The sequence below is a fragment of the Microbulbifer sp. TB1203 genome (genome assembly GCF_030997045.1).
Lineage (GTDB): Bacteria > Pseudomonadota > Gammaproteobacteria > Pseudomonadales > Cellvibrionaceae > Microbulbifer.
In genome coordinates, this window is sequence record NZ_CP116899.1 from 1,114,569 (window position 1) to 1,137,642 (window position 23,074).

Genomic DNA, 23,074 nt, shown 5'->3' on the forward strand with positions numbered 1-23,074 from the left:
AAAAAACTGAAACACATAGCAAGAGCCTGGAAATGCATCGCATAACTATCTCCACCAAGGATTTTTCCAAGCCCGCCTCCCGCGGCATGCGCGCACTAACACTGCTGCTGTGTCTGCAACTGATCCTGCCCGCCAACCTGCTCGCGGAAGTTGTGGTGGACAAGAGTGCGGAAAAGGAAAAACAGGCGGAAGTGGAGCGGGCGGCCAACGGCGTTGAGATGGTCAATATCACCGCGGCCAACCAGCGCGGTGTCTCCCACAACAAATACGAAAAATTCAATGTCGATGCCAGCGGCCTGATTCTCAACAACGATGCCGGAATCCATCAATCCCAACTGGGCGGCCAGGTCGCCGGCAACAACAACCTCGCGCAAAGCGGCAGTGCGTCGCTGATTCTCAACGAAGTCACCCAGGCCAACCGCTCCAGCCTCAAGGGCCATATCGAAATTTCCGGCCGGGCGGCGGAACTGGTGATTGCCAACCCCTACGGCATCACCTGTGCCGGTTGCGGTTTTATCAATACCCCGCGGGCCACCCTGACCAGCGGCGTGCCGCGACTGCAGGACGGCCAGTTGACCGGCTTCGACATCCGCTCTGGCGAAGTGGCTATGGAAGGTTCCGGCCTGGACGCCAGTGGCCTGAACAACCTGGATATCTGGGCGCGCAGTATCAAACTCAGCGCACCGCTGCTGGCTTCGGACCTCAGTCTGATCGCCGGGGTCAACCGGGTGGCCTACGGCGATCGCCAGGTCTCGCTGCTGTCCTCATCCGGAGAAAAGCCCCAACTGGCGATAGACGCCAGTGCCCTGGGTGCCATCCAGGCGAACCGCATTTTTATGCTGGCCACGGAGCAGGGGGTGGGCGTGCGATCGCGCGCCGACATGAGCAGCGCCGGCGATTTCACCCTGACTGCCGACGGGCGTATTCAATTGAGTTCCGCAGTTGCGGGAGAGGATGCGCGGATACAGAGCTCCGGACAGCTTTCCGTTGACGAGCGGCTGTACGGGGCGCAAGTTTCCATCAGCGCGCAGAAGACCGCCAACAGCGGTATGATCGCCGCCGAATCCAGCCTGTCCATCGAGGGTGCGGAACTGCAAAACAACGGCAGCCTGCTCGCGGGTATCGACCGGCAGGGAGAGGCGGTGGCCGGTGGCGTACTGGAGGTCCGTGTCTCCGATAGCCTGGGCAACAGCGGCCTGGTTGCCGCGGAGAATGTGCAGCTGCACAGCGCCATTATCGAAAATCGCTCCGGAGAAATCCAGGCAGACGAGCTGCTCTCGTTGAGCGGGCAGACTCTGGACAACAGCGGTGGCGAGATCTACGCGCTGGGCGGCGGGCATACCCAGTTGACATTCGATCAGGTCGCCAACCGCAAGGGTGTTATCCAGTCAAACAGCGAGCGTCTTTCTCTTTTTGTAAAGGATTCCCTCGACAACAGCGGCGGTAAACTGCTCCATTTCGGCGAGGGCCTGCTCGCGCTGAATGTCGGCGCTGCGCTGGACAATACCGGCGGGCAGATACAGTCCGCGCAATCCCTCCGCCTTGATGCTCTGAGCCTGGACAACAGCGGCGGCCTTGTCACCGCACTCGGCGGCGAGTCCACGCAACTTAACCTGACCAGCTTCACCAACAGCGGCGGCCTGATTCAATCCGCGAGTCGGCAGCTCTCCCTTTTCGCACAGGAAAGAGCGGACAACAGCAACGGCAGCCTGCTGCATTTCGGCAGCGGTGGATTCTCCGTGGATGCCGGTTCGCTGCTCCGCAACAGCGGCGGGCAAATCCTGTCCGCCGGGGCACTTTCACTCGCTGGCGAGTCGCTGGACAACAGCGGTGGAGAAATCTACGCCCTGGGTGGCGACGGCGCCCAACTGACATTTGATGAACTGAGCAACCGCAGCGGCCTGATCCAGACCCAGGGAGACAACCTCTCCATCGCGGTATCCAGCTCCGCGGACAACAGCGGTGGCCGGCTGCTGCACTTCGGCGAAGGCGCCGTGTCGCTGGATGTGGGCGCGGTCCTGGACAACCGCGACGGACAGATACAGGCGGAACATGATCTCGCACTGAGCGCGCTGAGCCTGGAGAACAGCAGGGGTTCTGTCACCGCGCTGAGCGGCGCATCCACGCTGCTGAACCTTGGGCTGCTGGACAACAGCGGCGGCCTGATCCAGTCGAAGAGCGATACCTTCACGATCGCCACGCAGTCCGCCGTGGACAACAGCGAAGGCGGAATCCTGTATTTCGGCGCGGACCGGCTCTCGCTGGATGTGGGCACAGCGCTGCTCAATAGCGGAGGTAAAATTCAGTCCGCCGCCGGCCTGTGGTTGGGTGGCGATTCCCTGGACAACAGCGGCGGCGAAATTTACGCCCTGGGCGGGGAATCCTCGCAGCTGTCCTTTGCCCAACTGGGCAACCACAACGGCCTGATTCAGTCGCAGAGCGATGCGTTTTCCGTTTCCGCACAGGACTTCGCAAACAACGGCGGCCGCCTGCTGCATTTCGGCCAGGGGTCCCTGTCGCTGGCGGGCGAAACGCTGGATAACGAGTTCGGCCTGATCCAGTCCTCCGGGATTTTTGCGATTTCCGGCAGCTCCCTGGACAACAGTGACGGGGTGATCAATGCGCTCGGCGGCGAAACGTCTCAGCTGCAACTGGACAGCCTGGTCAACCGGGGCGGCGCAATCCAGAGCCGGAGCGATACCTTCGCACTCTCGGTACAGTCCTCCGCGGACAACAGTGGCGGCAGCCTGCTGCATTTCGGTGAGGGCCTGTTTTCCCTGGAAGCGGGCATCGTTCTGAACAGCGATGGTGGGCAGATCCAGTCGGAAAAAGCCCTGCTGCTGTCCGCACAGAGCCTGGACAACAGCGGTGGCACCATTACCACCCTGGGCGGAGACTCCGCCCGATTTCAACTGAGCGCTCTGCGCAACAACGGCGGGGTGATCCAGTCCCAGAGTGACGAACTCTCCATCAGCGCTAAAGAATCCATCCAGAATATCGGCGGAACCCTGAAACAGCTGGGTGCCGGCGGCCTGCAACTGAGCACCGATGGCGATATCGACAGCGCCGGCGGCCGCCTGTCCGTCTCGCACCAGGCGGCAATCACTGCGCACCACCTCTCTCTCGCTGGGGCCCAAGTTTCAGCGGACCGGCTTCAACTGGCGCTGTCCGGCGACCTGGACAACAGCGACGGCCTGATCGACACCAACCGGCTGATCGTCGAATCAGGTGCGCTGAACAACCGCGGCGGCAGCCTGCGCGCGGTGGCGGCGGAAGACGGCAGCCTGCTGCTGAACGTCTCGACAATCGACAACCGCGGCGGCGTGATCGAAACCGCGGCCCTCAATCTGTCCCTTTCCCTGGAGCGATTCGACAATACCGGCGGCGAGCTGCGCCATGGCGGCAGCGGCGAACTGAGCCTGACGCTGCTGGACCAACTGACCAACCGCGGAAAGATTCTCTCCAACGGTGCCATCCGGATCGATACGCAGAATTTCCTCAACAGCGACCTGTCCGTGGCCGGCACCCTGATCGCCGCCGGCAATCTGTGGATCGACGCCGGGGAAGCGGTCAACAGTGGCGGCACTGTGGAAGCGGGCGGCGCGCTGGCGATAAACCTGCAGGCACTCGACAACCGCTCGGGGCAAATCCAGTCCCTGGGCGGTGCGGAGTTTTCGCTAATCGTCGATGGAGGGCTGGACAACAGCCAGGGCGGCACCCTGGCCAGTGCCGCCACCGATATGCGGGTACAGGTGAGCGGCGGACTCAATAACGCCGCGGGTAGCCTGCTGCACTCCGGCAGCGGCCAGTTGACGGTAGATGCCGGCGGTGCAATCGACAACCGCGCAGGAGAAATCACCGGCAACGGCTCGCTGCTGATGGACGGCAACGACGAAATTCTCAACGGTGGAAAGGGGTGGATATCTGCCAGCGGCAACTTGACCCTGGATGCCGCTGGCCAGTTGGACAACAGCGGCGGCACCGTCGCTTCCGCGGGGAATTTTTCCATTCAAGCGCAGGAAGTGCGCAATGTCGGCGGAACCCTGGCCGGCGCCGGCCAAGCCTTCAATCTCGCCAGCCGCGGCGCCATCGACAACCGCAACGGCGGGAGTATCGAGACAGCGGCACAAAGTGCGGGCATCGAAGCCGCCACCGCTATCGACAACCGCGGCGGCCGGGTCAGCCACGCCGGCGACGGCCAACTGAATGTCATTGCCGCTCGGGTTAACAATTCCGGCGGCGGCACCATCGGCTCCAACGGCGGCCTGCGCCTGAATACCGCCGGCAACCCGTTCAACAACAACGGGGGTACACTGCTGGCGGTGACGGACCTGTGGATGAACGCCAGGGGGCTGGACAACCGCAACGGCTATATCGAACAGGGCTCCGGGCTGCTGAACCTGCTGCTGGGCAGCGGCAGCCTGCTGAACACAGATGGTGAAATCTACTCCGACAACCACCTGAGCGCCCAGGCGGCTGCCATCGACGGCGGCAGCGGGGTTATCCAGGGCAGGAACAAGGTCACCCTGAACGCCGACAGCGTCGCCCTGGAAAAACTGGGCGATGTGCGGGCGGAACAACAGATCGCCATCGACAGCCAGGGCAAGATCACCCAGACCGCCGGTTTCGCATTCCGCACCGATGCCGACCTGACGCTTACCGCGAAGGGCCAGTTGGAAAACGCCGGGGAAATATCCAGTGCCGGTGCCCTCGATATTCAGGTCCAGGGTATCGACAACCGCGCCGGCGGGGTTATTTCCGGGAGCAGCGCGAAGATCGGGGGCGGAGCCCTGGTCAACCGCGGGCGTCTCAGCGGCGCCGACTCACTGCGTCTGGAGGGCACATCCCTGGCCAACCACAGCGGCGCGGTGATTGCCTCCGGCGGAGACCTAACCGCCTTTATCACGGGTTTGATCGGTAACGATGCACTGATCTTTGCCGGCGCCAATCTCAATCTCTATTCCGATAGGCTGATCAATGATCGCGCCGATATTTATGCCCTGGGCAGTATCCATATTGCCAGGGACCAGAGTAGCGCCAAGAACAGCCGGGTGGAGAATATCTCCGGGCTGATCGAGAGCCGGAACGGCACTATTCGTATCGATAGTGCCAACATCGTTAACCGCCGCACTCATCTGGATATAACCAGGGATGAGAGCCTGTCCGCTCTCGATCTGATCGACAATCCCAATGAAGTTTTCCTGTTCGATCAGGCACTACTCGGGTGGAGTGTGCCGGGGCAGAGCTTTGAGACCAATGAAGAGTGGGTTTCATTTTGGGTGGACCGCCATATAGAAAGGCTCAACAGCCTGCCCGGAGGCGATATTCCCCAAGGTGTAGTGGATGATGTAAAAGACAGCCTCTATCCATGGGCAAATTTTACCGGAATAGCCGATAAGGATTTTGTCTGGAATATTCTGAAAAGAGAAATTGAATACCTGGAAGAGGCCGTACCACAAAAGATAGCGGAAAGCCGCAATGCGCTCAGTGCACAACTCTCCAATGTCAAGCCGGGTTTCCAGGTTGTCGATTTCGAGCTGGGACGGTACGACAGCGAGGGTGAGCGGGACTACCTGGCCAGAATCGAGCACACCTATACCGGCGAAAGCACCTACAGGGAAAAAGTGGATAGTGCTGGCGCAGCCGCGCAACTGATGGCCGGAGGCGATCTTATCCTTAACGGCGGCGGTATCACCAATCGATACAGCACCATCAGTGCCGGCGGCAATATCCAGATGACGGGCAGCAGCCTGGACAATATCGGCCGGGAGCTGCAGCGAAAGGAAGAAATAACAAGAACCGTCTACGGTTACCATAAAGGTGACTATAAACAGATAGAAGGCGAAAGCACAAAGATTCATACAACGGTCGTTGATTCCGTTCCCGCACTGATCCACGCCGGCGGCAATATCACCGGCACCTTTACCGGAAAAATCAACAACGAAACCATCAGCGGGGGTGTTGCTTATAACAGCGACAATCAGCGCTCCCCAGAAACTTCCACCAGTGGCAAGGCGCCCAGGGCACATTCGAAGCAAAGCGGCAGGGAGAGCGTGGAAACCGGTGCGCTCGACACCAGCGCGCCCGACGGCAGCGGTGAAACCGTCAGTATCGATGCCCGCCAGGGTGAAGACGGCGAGATAAACGGAGTCGTCGGCGAGGCTGTTCGCGCAGCGGAAACCGTCGATCAAAGTGGACCGCAGAACACCGCTGAGCAAAACCTCGAGCGCATCGCCGAAGCCGGCAAGGCGGCCCTGGACCCGCTCGCCACCCACGGTTTCCAACTGCCGGATGGCGGCCTCTTCGTGCAAAACCTGGAAGCCGGCAGCCCCTACCTGATAGAAACCAACCCGGCGATCACCGACTACGCCAACTTTATCAGTTCCGACTACTTCCTCGGCCAACTGGACCTGGACGCCGAAGCCCTGCCCAAACGTCTGGGCGACGGCTTCTATGAAAACCAGATACTGCGCGACAGCATCTTCCAAGCCACCGGCCAGCGCTTTTTGCATCCCAGTCTGGCCAGCGACTACGACCAGTACCAGTGGCTGATGGACAACGCCGTTGCCACAGCGGAAGACCTGGACCTGTCCGTGGGCGTGGCGCTCACCAGCGAACAGATCGCCCTGCTGGAAACCGATATCGTCTGGCTGGTGGAGAGCGAGATACAGGGCCAGACGGTTCTGGTGCCGGTGATCTACCTCGCGGATATCGACAACCGCCAGCTGTTGGCCAACGGCGCCCTAATCAGCGCCGGCGGTGATATCCAGCTTTCCGGCAGCGAAATCCACAACAGCGGCGGCCTCAAAAGCGGCGGCCGACTGGCGCTTTTCTCCGAGGGCTCCATCGTCAACAAGGAAGGCGATCTGGTGGCCGGCGGCGATCTGCTTGCCCGCGCCGACCGGGACATCCACAACCTGAGCGGGCGCATCCAGGGCAACAGCGTATTGCTCAACGCCGGCGGCAGCATCGTCAGTGAGACCCTCACCCGCACCCTGGAAAAGAGCAGCATCGAGGGCAGCGCCGGCCTGGAATCCACCAACACCGCCGTGGCCGGTCTCGCCAGCATCAGCGCCACCGGCGGCAAGCTGGTGATGCAGGCCGGGGAGGACATGCGCCTGATCGCCAGCCGCCTCGACGCCGCCACGGACGCGCAACTGGTCGCCGGCGGCGACCTGGTCCTGGACACCAAAGCGCTGGAAGAACGCAGCGCCGCCTGGACCGCCAGCGGCCACAACATCCGCGAGCGCACCCAACACCTCACCAGCGGCATCGAGGCCGGCGGCAACCTGCAACTGGCCAGCGGCGGCGACACACGCCTGTCCGGCGCCGAACTGACCGCCGGTGGCGATGTCGGCCTGCAGGCCGGTGGCGACATCACCATCGCGTCCGTCACCAACAGCCAGACCACCGACTACCGCCGCGAGGAAAAAGGCTCCGGCACCTTCGACAAGGACAAGACCGTCACCGAACAGGACCACAGCGAACAGGTGGTCGGTTCCAATATCACCGCCAAGGGCGGCCAGGTCACCGTCGCCGCGGACGGCGACGTCGTCATCCTCGGCAGCCAGGTCAACGCGGACAAGGACATCGCCCTCAGCGGCCAGGACATCACCGTCGCCGCCAGCGCCTACGAGGAATCCCACCTCAGCGCCAAAACCGAATCCGGCGGTTTTGAAAACGAAAGCCTGGGCGAAGCCAGCTACCAGCTGCAACTGGCCGCCTCCGAACTCAACAGTGCCTCTGGCAATATCAGCCTTGACGCCGCCAAAAACATCACCCTCGCCGCCGGCAACCTGGTGGCGGGCAGCGGCGACATCAACCTCACCGCCGTGGACGACCTGCTGATCGCCGCCGGCGAAGTCATCGAATCCACCAGTTCCTGGTCCGAAGACTCCGGCTACTTCAGCGGCGGGGACTTCTACTCTTCGGAGCAACAGAGCGGCGCCACCCAGCAAACCCTGGCCCAGGGCAGCCAGATCAGCGCCGGCAACGATATCAACATCCACGCCGGCCGCGCCAAGATCATCGGCTCCGACCTCAGCGCCGGCAACGACATCGTCGCCGAAACCGATATCGGCGACCTCGAAATCCTCGCCGCCCGGGAAACCACCCACACCACCCAGGATGAAAAACAGGTGCGGGTCAGCGCCGGCGACGCCGCGCAGAGCCTCGCCGACCCGGACGACCTGGTCAAAGTCGAGGACGGCCAGCTCAAGATCAAACTGGCCGACGCCGAGTACCACCAGCTCGACAGCGAAAGCACCCAGGTCAGCCACAAAGGCAGCAATCTCAGCGCCGGCAACGACATCGAACTGAACGCCATCGGCGACCTCACCATCGAAGGCTCCAACCTCGCCGCCGATGGGGATACTTCAGGCGAAGGCGACGTCGTCCTCTCCGGCGAAAACGTCACCATCAAGGAAGCCAAAGACAGCCTGCAAACAAAAACCAGCGAAACCACCGGCAGCGCCGAGATGAGCGTGGTGGTACAGCACCAGGCCGTGGAAGTGGCCAAGGCCGCTGTGGCCCTGCAGGAGTCCGCCGACAACCTGAAGCAGGCCAAGGAAGACTACCGCAAATACCAGAAGGACCTGGATAACCTCGAAGACACCCTGGACCAGCTGGAAGCCGACTACGCCAACGGCGCACCGGGCGTCACCCAGGCGGATATCGTCGAACTCAAACAGATCATCGACGACGCCGAAGGCGACAAGGAATGGTACCTGGCCGGCGTCGCCGCCGCGGCCGCGGACGTCACCGCCAAAACCACCCTGTTGGTGCAGCAAACCGCCACCGCCGCCCAGAGCACCGCCACCTACGGCTTCAACGCCGGCGTGCAACTGGATATCGACGCCTCAAAAACCGATACCGAAAGCCACCAGACCAGCTCCCTGGCCAGCAGCCTCAGCGGCAGCAATATCCGCATCCAAACCGGCAGCGGCAATGGAGGGGAAACCACAGGCAACACCCTGATCCAGGGTAGCCACCTGCAGGCCGACAACCAGATCGCCATCGACACCGGCGACCTCGACATCACCGCCAGCCAGGACACCGCCAGCAGCCGGACCCAGACAGAGCACGGCCATATCAGCGTCCAGCAGACCGTCTACGGCGCCACCGGCGGCCCCGCGGTCAACGCCAGCATGGACCGCAGCCAGAGCCGCGACCGCCAGACCAGCTACAACAACAGCACCCTGAACGCCGACAGCATCAGCCTCAACACCACCGGCGACGCCGCACTCACCGGCGCCAACGTGCACGCCAACAGCCAACTGGATGTCAACATCGCCGGCGACCTCATCGCCGAATCCCAGCAGAACCGCGCCAGCGGCAGCAACACCAGCGCCGGCATCAGCGGCGGCTTCGGCACGAGCGGCGGAAAGGACAGCAGCCTCGCCAGTGTCAACGGCGGCGCCAACAGCGCCAACGGCCGCTACCAGAGCAAGGAAACCGTCCTCACCAGCCTCACAGCCGGCGGCGAAGCCACCGTCGACGTCGGCGGCCACACCCAGGTCACCGGCGCCCTGATCGCCACCCTAGACGAAGAAGGCAACGACCTCGGCAACCTCGAACTGAGCACCGGCACCCTCGACTACGCCGACCTCAGCAACACCAATTACCAAAGCCAACAGAGCGCCGGCATCAGCATCAGCGTCGGACTCAACGGCGCCAACCCCGCCGATCCCGCGCAGCAAAACGCACAGGATGCAACCGGCAACGACGACCTCAAACTGAACACCTCCAACGTCCAGTACAGCAACAACAGCCACTACAGCAAGGACAAGAGCCTGGCCACCGTAGGGCAGGGCAATATCACCGTCCGCGACGAGGACAGCGACAAGAACGGCGACCTGGCCGGCCTCAACCGGGACGTAACCAACACGGAAAAGGAACTGTTCGAAGTCGACCGGCAGGAAGGGAATATCGACGTGACCGTCGATCACCGTGTGCTTTCGAAACAGGGTTGGGAAGAGATCTCGCAAGACACAGCGGCTCTTAAAGAGGCTGCCGCAGTTGGAGCGGACTACTTGGAATCGGTGGTTGTCTCCTTGCCGGAAGAACTGGCCGAGCAGACAGGCCCTCTTGGCGAAGGCATGCACGACACCTTGATCCGCCAGGGATACGACCCGGAAGAAGCACAAGCCCTCCTGGCCGACCCGGACTTCCAGCAGTATGTAGTGGAAACGGCCAATCAACTGAGAGAGGATATCGAGTCAGCCGATCCGGAAACGCTAAAGGCTCTGGTCGAAGAAAATGGGTTAAACCTTGCCTCTACAGACGCCTACGCAGTGGATGCCAACGGGGAATTTATCGAGCATGTCCAGACAGACTCTGTCACAGGCCAGCCACTGGCGGGCAAAGTGAACGAGGGTCTGGCGACTGCCAACGACTACCTTAACACCCTCGACCCGAATACTAGGGATATGGCCATGCTGGCCACCAGCTTCGCACTGGGTGGCCCGGTCAAGCAGGTGGCTGGTGTCGTAATCAATGAAATGGTGAACGCCGCGGCCGGGGAGCAGATCGAACAGGCTACCGAAGCCGTTGCCGAGGGCGTAACCGAGTGGGCCATTGGAGAGCGTCAAGAAGACGGCACACAGGCAGATGAGGCAGCTTATGATCGTGCTGTTGACGGTAGCAATCTGGGCATATCCATTGCTACGGGGATTGGGTTGCCTGGAAGAAAAATCAATGACAGAGAATCCCATAGCAGCAATTCTAGCGGTAATCCTGATGGTGATTTCGAAGGGAGTAGTAACCACGACGGGAATATAGGACCAAATCCGGGAGTACAGCCTGGAGCAGCGGATGCGGAAGCCGGTGACCTATCAATTAGAAACGATGGTGACAGTTTTGACTTGGATTATCATGAGAACCATGTTCCTCCTGGCAGTAGAAATAGTGGACATTTATTGGAAAGGCACGTTGGTCTATCAGATGCCGACTTGATTGCCAGATCAAACGGTGCAGGCGGTCAACGTATACCATTAGGTGGCTCTTCATCTTTTTCCAGCAGGCAAGCTGCTGAACATTATGTAAATCAAACTATGAGGAAGAACGAAACGGAAATTAAAGCTTGGTTGGAAGCCAACCCAGGAACTAAACCGAAAGCGTTCGATTCCCTTTTTAACCAGCCAACAGGTCGACATGTACCTGCAAATAGCTCTACAGCGTCTAATGTGAATGGTGTTAGAGTGGTTTTGCAAGCAGATTCAACAAGTCCATCTGGCTATCGCATCATTACGGGGCATCCAATTGGTGAATAAAAAGTATCCGGCATTATTTAATTTATTGGCAGGATCGTTCTATCAGTGCTGGTATGAATATGATCATAGGTCTTCAGATGAAATATTGTATGACTCGATCAGTCAATCCACAGATGAAGAAATCTTTTTGGCATTGAAGGAAGTTGAAAAAATCATTTCATCCGCAGGTTCTGATGCTGATTTTGGAAAAATCTTAGGTCGAGATATCGGCTGTAATTACAATCCAAGTGATGACGGTTTGTCTAATCTTGATTGGCTGCTGAAAGTGAAAAGAGTTTTAGAGGAGAGGCGAAAAGAAAATGGGCAGGTCCATAAATAAACCTAATTACCACTCTTGCTAAGCAACATTTAACTGTATATACACCAATCTCATTGGTCTGCAAGGGAGTCCGCCATGGCCCGCAACAAAGTACAGTTTCAAAAAGGCATCAGCTTGAACGAATTCCTCAAACAGTACAGCGGAAACTGGACGGAAACCGGGGCGACGGAAACCGGGACAGTTCTATATTTCTGCGCGATACGATTGAAGAGTTAGCCACCTATCGTGTTTATGGTGGTGGTGCCAAGCAACAAGGTGATTACTGGACTCAGTCAAACCAAGTGGTCCAGATCAAACCAAAATCGACCCCCAAAATGCCAATTGATATCTGAGTTGGGAGATATTAGTCTCCGTGATTGAGGTTAAATACTAGGCAACAGAACAAAGGAGTAGCTATGTCAATGGGAGCTAAAAAGAAGTCGCTTCTCGATGCTTTCTCTATCACTGATAGGAGATCGTGCGAAAAGGCGATTCGAAATGGCGGAATCGCCGCAATGGTCTCGGCGGGTATCACGGCCATCTTTGCTGGTCTTGGTTTTATCACAAGTTCTTCCAGCAAGAATCTGGCTTACCTGTTAGATCCATGGTTGACTGTGGATGTTGCCCTGATAGTAATTCTCGGTATCTTCATACTCCGCAAGAGCCGCGTGGCTTCGATTCTTATGCTCCTTTACTTTGTCACATCCAAAGGGATCATGTGGTACGACATGGGAAAACCGCAAGGCCTTTTTATGAGCGCTATTTTCTTCCTGTTCTACTTTACCGCCATGAGAGGAACCTACATCTGGCACAAGTCGTATAAAGATGAATCTCTTGTGCCTTTTGTCTAAGCAGGAACCGGGACAGTTCTATTTTTGACGTGATATTCTACAACTGAAATCAAATACCAAATCTCTCAGCCAGCCTGAGAGCCAGCTCATTAACAAAGCGAGTTTTTAACGTCTGACGGAGAAGCGAGCCAGATACATCATCTGTCTGGCTCGCTTCTCTGTAGACGTATCCTGCGCGAGCACACCCAACACCTCACCAGCGGCATCGAGGCTGGCGGCAACCTCCAACTGGCCAGCGGCGGCGACACCCGCCTGTCCGGCGCCGAACTGACCGCCGGTGGCAATGTCGGCCTGCAGGCCGGTGGCGACATCACCATCGCGTCCGTCACCGACAGCCAGACCACCGACTACCACCGAGAGGAAAAAGGCTCCGGCACCTTCGACAAGGACAAGACCGTCACCGAACAGCACCACAGCGAACAGGTGGTCGGTTCCAATATCACCGCCAAGGGCGGCCAGGTCACCGTCGCCGCGGACGGCGATGTGGCGGTGCTGGGCAGCGGCATCCATGCGGAGAAGGATATCGCCCTCAGCGGCCAGGACATCACCGTCGCCGCCAGCGCCTACGAGGAATCCCACCTCAGCGCCAAAACCGAATCTGGCGGTTTTGAAAACGAAAGCCTGGGCGAAGCCAGCTACCAGCTGCAACTGGCCGCCTCCGAACTCAACAGTGCCTCTGGCAATATCAGCCTTGACGCCGCCAAAAACATCACCCTCGCCGCCGGCAACCTGGTGGCGGGCAGCGGCGACATCAACCTCACCGCCGTGGACGACCTGCTGATCGCCGCCGGCGAAGTCATCGAATCCACCAGTTCCTGGTCCGAAGACTCCGGCTACTTCAGCGGCGGGGACTTCTACTCTTCGGAGCAACAGAGCGGCGCCACCCAGCAAACCCTGGCCCAGGGCAGCCAGATCAGCGCCGGCAACGATATCAACATCCACGCCGGCCGCGCCAAGATCATCGGCTCCGACCTCAGCGCCGGCAACGACATCGTCGCCGAAACCGATATCGGCGACCTCGAAATCCTCGCCGCCCGGGAAACCACCCACACCACCCAGGATGAAAAACAGGTGCGGGTCAGCGCCGGCGACGCCGCGCAGAGCCTCGCCGACCCGGACGACCTGGTCAAAGTCGAGGACGGCCAGCTCAAGATCAAACTGGCCGACGCCGAGTACCACCAGCTCGACAGCGAAAGCACCCAGGTCAGCCACAAAGGCAGCAATCTCAGCGCCGGCAACGACATCGAACTGAACGCCATCGGCGACCTCACCATCGAAGGCTCCAACCTCGCCGCCGATGGGGATACTTCAGGCGAAGGCGACGTCGTCCTCTCCGGCGAAAACGTCACCATCAAGGAAGCCAAAGACAGCCTGCAAACAAAAACCAGCGAAACCACCGGCAGCGCCGAGATGAGCGTGGTGGTACAGCACCAGGCCGTGGAAGTGGCCAAGGCCGCTGTGGCCCTGCAGGAGTCCGCCGACAACCTGAAGCAGGCCAAGGAAGACTACCGCAAATACCAGAAGGACCTGGATAACCTCGAAGACACCCTGGACCAGCTGGAAGCCGACTACGCCAACGGCGCACCGGGCGTCACCCAGGCGGATATCGTCGAACTCAAACAGATCATCGACGACGCCGAAGGCGACAAGGAATGGTACCTGGCCGGCGTCGCCGCCGCGGCCGCGGACGTCACCGCCAAAACCACCCTGTTGGTGCAGCAAACCGCCACCGCCGCCCAGAGCACCGGCACCTACGGCTTCAACGCCGGCGTGCAACTGGATATCGACGCCAGCAAAACCAACACAGAAAGCCACCAGACCAGCTCCCTGGCCAGCAGCCTCAGCGGCAGCAATATCCGCATCAAAACCGACAGCGGCAATGGAGGGGAAACCACAGGCAACACCCTGATCCAGGGCAGCCACCTGCAAGCGGACAACCGCATCGCCATCGACACCAGCGACCTCGACATCACCGCCAGCCAGGACACCGCCAGCAGCCGGACCCAGACAGAGCACGGCCATATCAGCGTCCAGCAGACCGTCTACGGCGCCACCGGCGGCCCCGCGGTCAACGCCAGCATGGACCGCAGCCAGAGCCGCGACCGGCAGACCACCTACAACAACAGCACCCTGAACGCCGACAACATCAGCTTGACCACCACCGGCGACGCCGCCCTCACCGGCGCCAACGTCCATGCCAACCGCCAACTGGATGTCAACATCGCCGGCGACCTCACCGCCGAATCCCAGCAGAACCGCGCCAGCGGCAGCAACACCAGCGCCGGCATCAGCGGCGGCTTCGGCACGAGCGGCGGAAAGGACAGCAGCCTCGCCAGTGTCAACGGCGGCGCCAACAGCGCCAACGGCCGCTACCAGAGCAAGGAAACCGTCCTCACCAGCCTCACAGCCGGCGGCGAAGCCACCGTCGACGTCGGCGGCCACACCCAGGTCACCGGCGCCCTGATCGCCACCCTAGACGAAGAAGGCAACGACCTCGGCAACCTCGAACTGAGCACCGGCACCCTCGACTACGCCGACCTCAGCAACACCAATTACCAAAGCCAACAGAGCGCCGGCATCAGCACCAGCGTCGGACTCAACGGCGCCAACCCCGCCGATCCCGCGCAGAAAAACGCACAGGATGCAACCGGCAACGACGACCTCAAACTGAACACCTCCAACGTCCAGTACAGCAACAACAGCCACTACAGCAAGGACAAGAGCCTGGCCACCGTAGGGCAGGGCAATATCACCGTCCGCGACGAGGACAGCGGGAAGAACGGCGAGCTGGCCGGCCTCAACCGCGACGTAACCAGCACGGAAAAGGAACTGTTCGAAGTTGACCGGCAGGAAGGGAATGTCGATGTCACTGTCGATCACCGGCTGCTGAGCGAAGAGGGTCGCAAGGAAATCAAGGAGGACGTCAAGCGCACCGAACTGCTGGGCGAATCCATCGCCGACATCGCCACCGAAGAGAGCGTCGACCTGCAGGACACCTTCCAGCATATCGGCGACGTACAAAAAGACCTGGACGTCCAGAAACTGCTCGTCACCCGGGACGGCGGCGAAAACGCCAGCATCCTCAACGACTTGGCAAACGCCACCCCCGAGCAAAAACAACAGGCCATCGACGCCTACGCCCAGGCCTATGCCGACGTCTACGACATCAACATCGACGAAGCCAAAGTCGTCGCCGCCAACACCTTTATCGGCGGCGCCCACGTCTCCGAAGACGGCACCAGCAGCAGTCTCTACATCAACGACAACGCCCAGAACAACGCCCTCGACTATATGGAGACGATGGGCCACGAAGTCACCCACACGCAGATCGAACAAGGAAAAACCCGCAACCGGGGTGAACTCAACGAAGACTATGCCGACCTGCGCGGCGAATACGCCGCGGACAACTACGACTTCAGCTTCGCCAACAACGGCCTGGGTACCGTCGATACCGGATTGACCAACAACCATGTGGGCAACACCAGCTCGGAGCTGATTGCCCAAAATACCGAGCAGTTTGTCTCCCAGGTCGAGAGCAACCCCGGCAATGTTGAATACCGGCCACTCAGGCGACAGGAAACCGAGGCCTTGGGTGCGATTATCGACCAAGTCCAGCGCGCCCCCTACAATCAGGAAACCAAAGACCAACTGATCGCCAATGCCACCGCCGAGGCCTGCGCCAAGACCCATTGCGCAGAAGGTGTGCCAGAAACTGATCCCAATTATCAGACTCTCAAAAACCTGCAAGCCGCCGGCGAGACACTGATAGAAGAAGGGCAGAACCTGCTCGGCAATGCCGGCGATGACCTGTTTGAACATGACTGGATAGACGGCACACAAGACTGGCTCAGGGCCAACGGGGAAACGATTGCCCGTGGACAGGGAGCCACACAAGCTGTTCTCGGCGGCGCGGCCACCGTCAGCAGCGGCATCGCCACAGTGGCCTCTGCACCCGTCTGCGCCGCTACCGGCGTCGGCTGTGTGGCAACCGCCGGCACAGCCGCGCTTACGGCCCTGTCCGCCACTGCAACAGCAGACGGCTACCAGCAGGCGACCGGCGAATACCGGAGCAGCTTCGGGCAGGAAGTCCTGAACAACCTGCTACCGGAAACCTACCAGGACCCCTCGAACCCCGCTGCTGATGTAGCTATCGGTATCGGAGTGGATGTGGCGCTTGGCACGGCTGGCAAAGTAGCCGGCAAGGTAGTGGATGCGGCTGAGGGTTTGGCGAAATCGGCTAAGAAGAATAGCAAGACAAATAGCCAGAATAGCTCTTCGAATCAATCGAATGCTTCTCAAGGTGAAGCTGATGATTTTTACAGCGGGGTTGATAATGCTGGAAAATCTAAATCTGACACTCTCTCGGATCATCAGCGTTATAAAGACGAGCTGAAAAAACAGGACTTAGATGCTATTGCCAGTTATGACGAGCGTTTGGCTGACGCTGTAAAAGGTAGTGGAACCGGGAATCCAAACTTTGGTGTTGGCAAGGCAAGTGCTTCAGAGGCTGAAGAGTTAGGTAAGGTTTGGGTTGGTGATGGATACAGGGTTGCTAGTGATGGGAAAACACTAGTCAGTGCAGATGGAACAAGAAGATATCGTCCTCCTACGAGAAAGCCCAATACGCCAGAAAAATACAATCCGACAGGGACTCAGGCTAACTTTGAAGTTTTGAGTGAAGATGGAAAAACTATTATTAGCAATGCTCATTTGGTAATTGAAGAATGAAATTAAATGAAATCAAACAGATAGATGTGGGAGGAGATCTTCTGGCCAACTATTGGCCAGAAGATGAATATTGCTTCTCCGAATGGGTTACCTTGTCTATTGGCGTAAAAGGCGAGGAAGGTTCCACTTATTTTAATTTGTTAGTTTGTACTCCAGAATGGATTAGTAGAAAGTTGGATTCTGCTCAATCTGTCTGGGGTAGGCATATGCTAATTATTAGGAAATATGATACGGAATTGATTGAGTCGGAAGTAAACAAGAAATTGCAAGAACTGCTTGAGATCTTTACCGGGGATGATGATTTAAAATTTTCAGAAAAGATTGCTCGATATGCTCATTGGGAATATGAGGACTATGTTTCTAAAAGCTTATAGAGATAAGGGTTGCTTCTGGGATAAATAAAATCGACTTATCCTGCTAGAGGCTAATGGTGAAATATTTTTATATTGGGGTATGTTCTTTGTGTAAGTAAGGAAGGCTAATCTTGATGAAGAACTTATCTGAAAAAAAGCTTTATCTACACTGTGAGGAATGCGAGCAAGGTTGGAATAAGCCAGAGGATGTGCCTGACATTAAGAAATCATCCTTAACTCTACTAGAAGATTTTAATGCTGAGATAGCTACAGAAAATGATACCCAAGAATTTGGCTGGGCTGGATATGATATAAATCATTTGAAGAAAAATAGAGGAAAGTTGGGGCAGTTCGGTAGACGGGGCAGTTCGGTAGACGGCGCATTTCATTCACCGGGGAAAACGGGGACCGGGGAAAACGGGGACAGTTCTATTTTTGACGTGATATTCTACAACTGAAATCAAAGAGGGTGTTCAAAACTCTGTGTCAGCCAAATAGTCTCACAGGCTGATGTATTTCTCCAGGCGGTCCGGGAAGTGGATCGTCAGCTGTGATAGCGTCAGGTTCCAGTTCTGAATCGGATGCGTCCATCGCTCGGAGGCTTTCAGGCGGTGGACAGCCTCGACGGCGTTGGTGGTGTAAATCGCCGTACGCACGTAATCCGGGTATTTGAAGTAGGCCGACAGGGTCGGCCACTTGCTGCGCCAGGACTTGATCACCATTGGGTACTTATCGCCCCACTTGGCCTCCAGCTCGTCCAGGGCGCTCTCGGCGGCAGTGAGCGTTGCCGCTTTGTAAATGCACTTGAGGTCGGCCATGAAGACCTTCTGATTTTTTGAGGCGACGTATTTCATCGAGTTGCGGATCTGATGGATGATGCAGTGCTGGATCTCGGTGTTGGGATAGATGCTCTCGATGGCTTCAGGGAAGCCCTTCAGGCCGTCTACACAGGCAATCAGGATGTCCTTGACCCCGCGGTTGTGGAGGTCGGTAAGTACGCTCAGCCAGTGATGGGCGCCCTCCTGGTCGGACAGATAGAGCCCCAGCAGCTCTTTCTTGCCTTCGATGTTCAGGCCAAGAATGGTGTAGATGGCCTTGCTGACATAGCGGCCATTTTCCCTGATTTTGTAATGGATGGCGTCCAGCCAGACGATGGGATAGACGGCCTCCAGATCGCGCTCACGCCATGCCTGAAGCTCGGGCAGCAGCTTGTCTGTGATTGCGTTGATGGTGCCGTTGGAGAGTTCCATTCCGTAGATTTCGGCAATGTGTGTACGGATGTCCTGGTAGCTGTTACCCAGAGCAAATAGGGCGATAATCTTGCGCTCTAGTTCGTCGGTAAGCTGGGTCTGGTGCTTCTTGACGATCTGCGGCTCGAAGGTGCCAGCCCGATCCCGCGGCGCCTGCAGCTCGAAGCTGCCAGCGGGACTTTTCATAGTTTTGGACGTGGTGCCATTCTTGCGGTTGGGCTTGTCCTCGCTGGCGAGGTGCTCCTCCAGCTCCGCCTTCATGGCAGCTTCGGTGAGTTGTTTGATCAGTGGGGTCAGGATGCCGTCTTTGCCGCTGAGGTCTTTGCCCTCACGCAGCGCCTTGACAGCGGCATCCATGTCGAATGTAGGTTTGGTCATGAGTCATCTCTTTTTTGCGTATGGTAAAGAAATGACACAGAATTCTGAACACTACCCGAGACGGTCGCCTCGCTTCTCTGTAGACGTATCCTGTCCAGTCCGTAGGTATTTGAAATCGGAGGCCGGCAGCTTCTACCTGATAGAAACCAACCCGGTGATCAGAAGAAGCAGCGCCGCCTGGACCGCCAGCGGCCACATCAGCGAGCGCACCGAACATCTCACCAGCGGCATCGAAACCGGCGGTAGAGTCTCGCGCGAAGCCCGGAAAGGCCGGATCGATAGCACCGCAGCAAATGGCGCCGTGTCTCTCTAGCCGCCGTGGGCTCTATAGCTGGAGCCCCTCGTTGGGCTCCTTTTACCACGGTGCTACACTGAAATCAGGCAGCATCCGGAACCGCAGTTATGGTCACCGAAGTCGGCCGCACTTCCCCCCGCAGCGCCTGCATCCTGCTGGCCCCCAACCAGTCCCTGTCCCTTTCGGGCAATCTCTGGGTGTTCATCTCTCTGGTGGCCGTCTCCCTGGGCATCAGCCTCGCTTTCGCTTTCGCGGGGGCCTGGATGATCCTGCCCTTCGCGGGGCTGGAGCTGCTGTTGCTGGCGGTGCTGTTCGGCTATGTGTACCTGGAGGGGTCGCGCCGGGAGGTGATCCGTATCAACGCGGAGCGGGTGGTATTGGACTGCTGCCGGGGCTACCGGCAGCAGAGCATCTATCACCAGGAGTTTGCCCGCGACAGCCTGTCGGTGCTGGTGCGTATGGGTGGCAGCGCTACAGAGCCGGCGTCCATCAGCTTCAGCGGGCCCGAGGGCTGTCTGGAAGTGGGGGAGTTCCTCACCGATGCCGAGCGGGCTTCGCTGGTGCAGAAGCTTGGTGAGTGCGGTATCTGCGCGCAGAAAGAGCGCTGTTACCGGGTAGAGGAGTTCTGACTTTAATCCGCTTTTCGCTCCCGTATAATCCCCGGCTGGTTCAAAGCAGCTCTACAGGGGGCATCGATGGCATTTCCCAGGATCGGCAATCTGGCACCGGCCTTTACACTGACGAATCAGAGCGGCGAGAAGGTGTCGCTCAAGGATTTCCGCGACAAAAAGAACGTGGTGCTCTATTTCTATCCCAAGGCGCTGACACCGGGCTGTACCACCCAGGCCTGCGGCATTCGCGACAGTGCCGGGGACTTCGCCAAACTGGATACTGTGGTGCTCGGGGTGAGCCCGGACCCGGAGAGCAAGCTTCAGAAGTTTATCGACAAACACGAGCTGAATTTCGACCTGCTCGCCGACGAGGATCACAAAGTTGCCGACAAGTACGGTTGCTGGGGCCTGAAGAAGTTTATGGGACGGGAGTACATGGGCCTGCTGCGCACCACCTTTATCATCGACAAGAGTGGCCGTCTGCGCCATATCATCGACAAGGTCAAAACCAAGAGTCACCACGACGATGTGCTGGGCTGGATTCGGGAGAATCTCGCATAGCCCTTGCGTTCGAACCCTGGCCCCCTGGAGTGGGTCAGGGCCCTAGATCACCTCTAACCTGTCATTTGTGACACGGCCCAAAAAAATCACCTGTCGTCCCTTGCATTTTCCCTCCATGGTCTATACTCCGTTGTGTAAAGGTGCGCCGGCACCGGAGTTGTACCCCCTCGGGGGAGGTGTCGGAGCGTTAAAGGATAAAATTTGTACAGCTCTGTGAAGGATTCGATGTCTGTTTCAGGTGCCTCCCAGCACTCGGATAGTAGTCTGCTCTCGCAATAAGCCAGGGAGAGCAGGTTGTGGTAACAGGGAATCGCAGGAAGCGGGCGTAGAAGAATAACCGCGGCTCACGGACCCCATAAGGAGCAGCTCGATGAACCAAATTCAGCCAGACCAGGCTTCTCTTTCAGAAGATAAGCCCCTGCAGCAGGCCAGACTCTCTGGTGACTCCAATATCCTCGACCAGTTGCTGGCGCCGCCGGAAGCAACCAGCTTCGGTATAGCCGCGCGGGTGATCGATGTGTTGGAACAGCGTATCGGCAAGGCATCCCTGGCAATTCGCCCGGTGTCCTCCGATCTCAGCATGTCCACCCGTACTCTGCAGCGCCGCCTGCAGGAGCACAATCTCAGTTTTGCCTCGCTGCGCGACCATGTGCGTTTCCGCCATGCGGTGCACTTCCTCAAGGATACTGCACTGAGTGTCGACGGCATTTCCCGTATCCTGGACTTTTCCGACAGGACCAGCTTCACCAGCGCCTTCAAGCGCTGGACCGGCATGTCGCCCACCGGCTACCGCCGGCAGGTGCGCCAGCGCTTTTGATCCTGTCGGGGCGAGCGGGCCGGCCATGGCCGGCCCTATGCATTGCCTGCAGACGACAAACCCGCTAGAGTTGGCCCACAATTATTCAAGGCCGATTCTTAGAGGTTTTCATGAGCTTTTTTATTCCCGCTGCTGTGGCACAGGAGGCGGCTCCGGCGCCACAGGGTAACCCAATCATAACCCTGCTGATGTTCGCGGGCCTGTTTGCGTTTATGTGGTTTTTCATTATTCGCCCGCAACGCAAACGTCAAAAGGAACACCAGGAACTGGTCAGCGCATTGAAGAAGGGCGATGAAGTGGTGATGACCAGCGGTATGCTGGGCCGTATTGACAAGGTGGACGACGACTACATCGTTCTGGAGGTCGCCGACAACATGTCGCTCAAGTTCCAGAAAGTAGCGGTGCACGCGGTACTGCCGAAAGGCACGATCAAGAAGATCTGATACTGCGACGCATTTGACATAAACCCGGCGTTGCCCGGGTTTTTTTATTGCGCGGAGCGAGGACTCCAGTTCCCTATGCTGCCGCAGGCCCTTTAAATTTGTAGGAGCGGCCCATGGCCGCGATCAGTATCCGAATTTACCCGATCGTGGCCATGGGCCGCTCCTACAGAGTTGGCGCAGAGCCTTACGTCGTGAGGAAGAGTCTATGTCTCTCACCTATCCGCCTCGGATTCACATGGCCCGGCTGCCCACCCCACTGCAGCCTCTGGACCGGATTACCGAAAAATTCTCCACCCCACACGGCGGGCCGCGAATCTGGGTCAAACGCGACGACCTCACTGAGACTGCCATGTCCGGCAACAAGCTGCGCAAGCTGGAATTTATTGCCGGGGTGGCTAAAGAGCAGGGGTGCGATACCCTGATCACCTGCGGCGGTGTGCAGTCAAACCACTGTCGCACCACAGCGCTGGTGGGGGCGCGCCTGGGACTGCGGGTGCAACTGATCCTGCGCGGCGAAGAGGAGCAGGTGCCGGACGGCAACTTGTTGGTGGATTACCTGGCGGGCGCATCCGCGGCTTTTTATCCCGCACGCCAGTACTTCGCCGAACTCGACAAGCTGTTCGCACACTGGCGGGACTTCTACGTGCAGCGCGGCCATAAAGCGTTGTGTATTCCGACGGGGGGTAGCGACGGCCTGGGTGTCTGGGGTTATATCTCCGGCGCCGAAGAGCTGCTCGCGGACTGTCGGGACCAGGGTTTCGAGCCTGAACATATCATCTGTGCCACCGGCAGCGGCGGTACACAAGCCGGCCTGACCTTGGGCTGCCACCTGCTGGGCAGCCGGGCGCAGGTTACCGGTTATGCGGTGTGCGATAACGCCGAGTATTTTCAGCGCAAGGTACGGGACGATATTGAGCAGTGGCGCGAAGCGGGAAACACCTTGCCGGACGCCGGGAAGCTGAACATTCAGGTCAATGATGGATATATCGGTCCCGGTTACGCCGAGGCCGACGAGACGGTATACCGCGCCATCGCCGAAGCGGCCGGGCAGGAGGGGCTGTTGCTGGACCCGGTTTACACCGGCAAAGCGTTCGGTGGCCTGCTACAGGAACTCCACCGGGGCTGCTACCACGATACTGAGAATCTGGTATTCGTGCATACCGGCGGTCAGTTCGGATTATTCCCCCACCGGGAGAAGTTTTCATTCCTCTTATAAACT

13 protein-coding genes are annotated in these 23,074 nt (G+C 58.6%); 12 read left to right on the top strand and 1 reads right to left on the bottom strand.

Annotated features, from left to right (window positions below):
• Window positions 1–32: 32 nt before the first annotated feature.
• The 6 genes from PP263_RS04820 to PP263_RS04850 all read left to right on the top strand — a co-directional run bounded on the left by PP263_RS04820 (window position 33) and on the right by PP263_RS04850 (window position 17,958).
• Window positions 33–11,270, top strand: a complete 11,238-nt coding sequence (locus PP263_RS04820; RefSeq protein WP_308367231.1) for a hemagglutinin repeat-containing protein — start codon at window positions 33–35, stop codon at window positions 11,268–11,270.
• On the top strand, window positions 11,263–11,589 hold the full coding sequence (locus PP263_RS04825; protein ID WP_308367232.1) for a contact-dependent growth inhibition system immunity protein: 327 nt from the start codon (window positions 11,263–11,265) through the stop codon (window positions 11,587–11,589). The genes PP263_RS04820 and PP263_RS04825 overlap by 8 nt, the downstream gene beginning before the upstream one ends.
• A 395-nt stretch (window positions 11,590–11,984) precedes the next feature.
• Window positions 11,985–12,419, top strand: a complete 435-nt coding sequence (locus tag PP263_RS04830; RefSeq protein ID WP_308367233.1) for a hypothetical protein — start codon at window positions 11,985–11,987, stop codon at window positions 12,417–12,419.
• A 228-nt stretch (window positions 12,420–12,647) separates the two neighbouring features.
• A complete protein-coding gene (locus tag PP263_RS04840; protein WP_374693717.1) occupies window positions 12,648–17,147 on the top strand; it encodes a hemagglutinin repeat-containing protein in 4,500 nt (1,499 codons plus the stop codon).
• The gene (locus tag PP263_RS04845) at window positions 17,144–17,521 is read left to right on the top strand and encodes an immunity 8 family protein (protein ID WP_308367235.1); all 378 of its coding nucleotides are present in this window, start codon (window positions 17,144–17,146) and stop codon (window positions 17,519–17,521) included. Before PP263_RS04840 ends, PP263_RS04845 begins: the two co-directional genes overlap by 4 nt.
• A 110-nt stretch (window positions 17,522–17,631) precedes the next feature.
• Complete coding sequence (locus PP263_RS04850; RefSeq protein ID WP_308367236.1) at window positions 17,632–17,958, top strand: hypothetical protein; 327 nt, start codon at window positions 17,632–17,634, stop codon at window positions 17,956–17,958.
• 42 nt (window positions 17,959–18,000) lie between these two features.
• On the opposite strand, the gene PP263_RS04855 is transcribed toward PP263_RS04850, so the two are convergent.
• Window positions 18,001–19,128, bottom strand: a complete 1,128-nt coding sequence (locus PP263_RS04855; RefSeq protein WP_308367237.1) for an IS256 family transposase — start codon at window positions 19,126–19,128, stop codon at window positions 18,001–18,003.
• Window positions 19,129–19,237: 109 nt separating this feature from the next.
• Here PP263_RS04855 and PP263_RS04860 point away from each other — a divergent pair, with 109 nt between their 5' ends.
• From PP263_RS04860 to PP263_RS04885, 6 genes are all read left to right on the top strand, one after another.
• Window positions 19,238–19,441, top strand: a complete 204-nt coding sequence (locus tag PP263_RS04860; protein ID WP_308367238.1) for a hypothetical protein — start codon at window positions 19,238–19,240, stop codon at window positions 19,439–19,441.
• An 89-nt stretch (window positions 19,442–19,530) separates the two neighbouring features.
• The gene (locus PP263_RS04865; protein WP_183456933.1) at window positions 19,531–20,052 is read left to right on the top strand and encodes a DUF2244 domain-containing protein; all 522 of its coding nucleotides are present in this window, start codon (window positions 19,531–19,533) and stop codon (window positions 20,050–20,052) included.
• A gap of 66 nt (window positions 20,053–20,118) precedes the next feature.
• Entirely contained in the window at window positions 20,119–20,595 is a 477-nt protein-coding gene (bcp, locus tag PP263_RS04870) for a thioredoxin-dependent thiol peroxidase (protein ID WP_308367240.1), read from the top strand.
• A 370-nt stretch (window positions 20,596–20,965) separates the two neighbouring features.
• Window positions 20,966–21,412 (top strand): helix-turn-helix domain-containing protein, encoded by a 447-nt coding sequence (locus PP263_RS04875; RefSeq protein WP_183456937.1) that lies wholly within the window; start codon window positions 20,966–20,968, stop codon window positions 21,410–21,412.
• A 110-nt stretch (window positions 21,413–21,522) separates the two neighbouring features.
• Window positions 21,523–21,855, top strand: a complete 333-nt coding sequence (gene yajC / locus PP263_RS04880) for a preprotein translocase subunit YajC (protein ID WP_183456939.1) — start codon at window positions 21,523–21,525, stop codon at window positions 21,853–21,855.
• 205 nt (window positions 21,856–22,060) lie between these two features.
• Window positions 22,061–23,071, top strand: coding sequence for a D-cysteine desulfhydrase family protein (locus tag PP263_RS04885; protein WP_308367241.1), 1,011 nt, complete (start codon window positions 22,061–22,063; stop codon window positions 23,069–23,071).
• Window positions 23,072–23,074 lie beyond the last annotated feature (3 nt).

Bases quoted from the DNA above. Each gene is read 5' to 3' on its own strand.
- yajC (WP_183456939.1), top strand. From the start codon at position 21,523: ATGAGCTTTTTTATTCCCGCTGCTGTGGCACAGGAGGCGGCTCCGGCG.
- PP263_RS04865 (WP_183456933.1), top strand. From the start codon at position 19,531: ATGGTCACCGAAGTCGGCCGCACTTCCCCCCGCAGCGCCTGCATCCTG.
- PP263_RS04845 (WP_308367235.1), top strand. From the start codon at position 17,144: ATGAAATTAAATGAAATCAAACAGATAGATGTGGGAGGAGATCTTCTG.
- PP263_RS04820 (WP_308367231.1), top strand. From the start codon at position 33: ATGCATCGCATAACTATCTCCACCAAGGATTTTTCCAAGCCCGCCTCC.
- PP263_RS04855 (WP_308367237.1), bottom strand. From the start codon at position 19,128: ATGACCAAACCTACATTCGACATGGATGCCGCTGTCAAGGCGCTGCGT.
- PP263_RS04830 (WP_308367233.1), top strand. From the start codon at position 11,985: ATGTCAATGGGAGCTAAAAAGAAGTCGCTTCTCGATGCTTTCTCTATC.
- PP263_RS04885 (WP_308367241.1), top strand. From the start codon at position 22,061: ATGTCTCTCACCTATCCGCCTCGGATTCACATGGCCCGGCTGCCCACC.
- bcp (WP_308367240.1), top strand. From the start codon at position 20,119: ATGGCATTTCCCAGGATCGGCAATCTGGCACCGGCCTTTACACTGACG.
- PP263_RS04875 (WP_183456937.1), top strand. From the start codon at position 20,966: ATGAACCAAATTCAGCCAGACCAGGCTTCTCTTTCAGAAGATAAGCCC.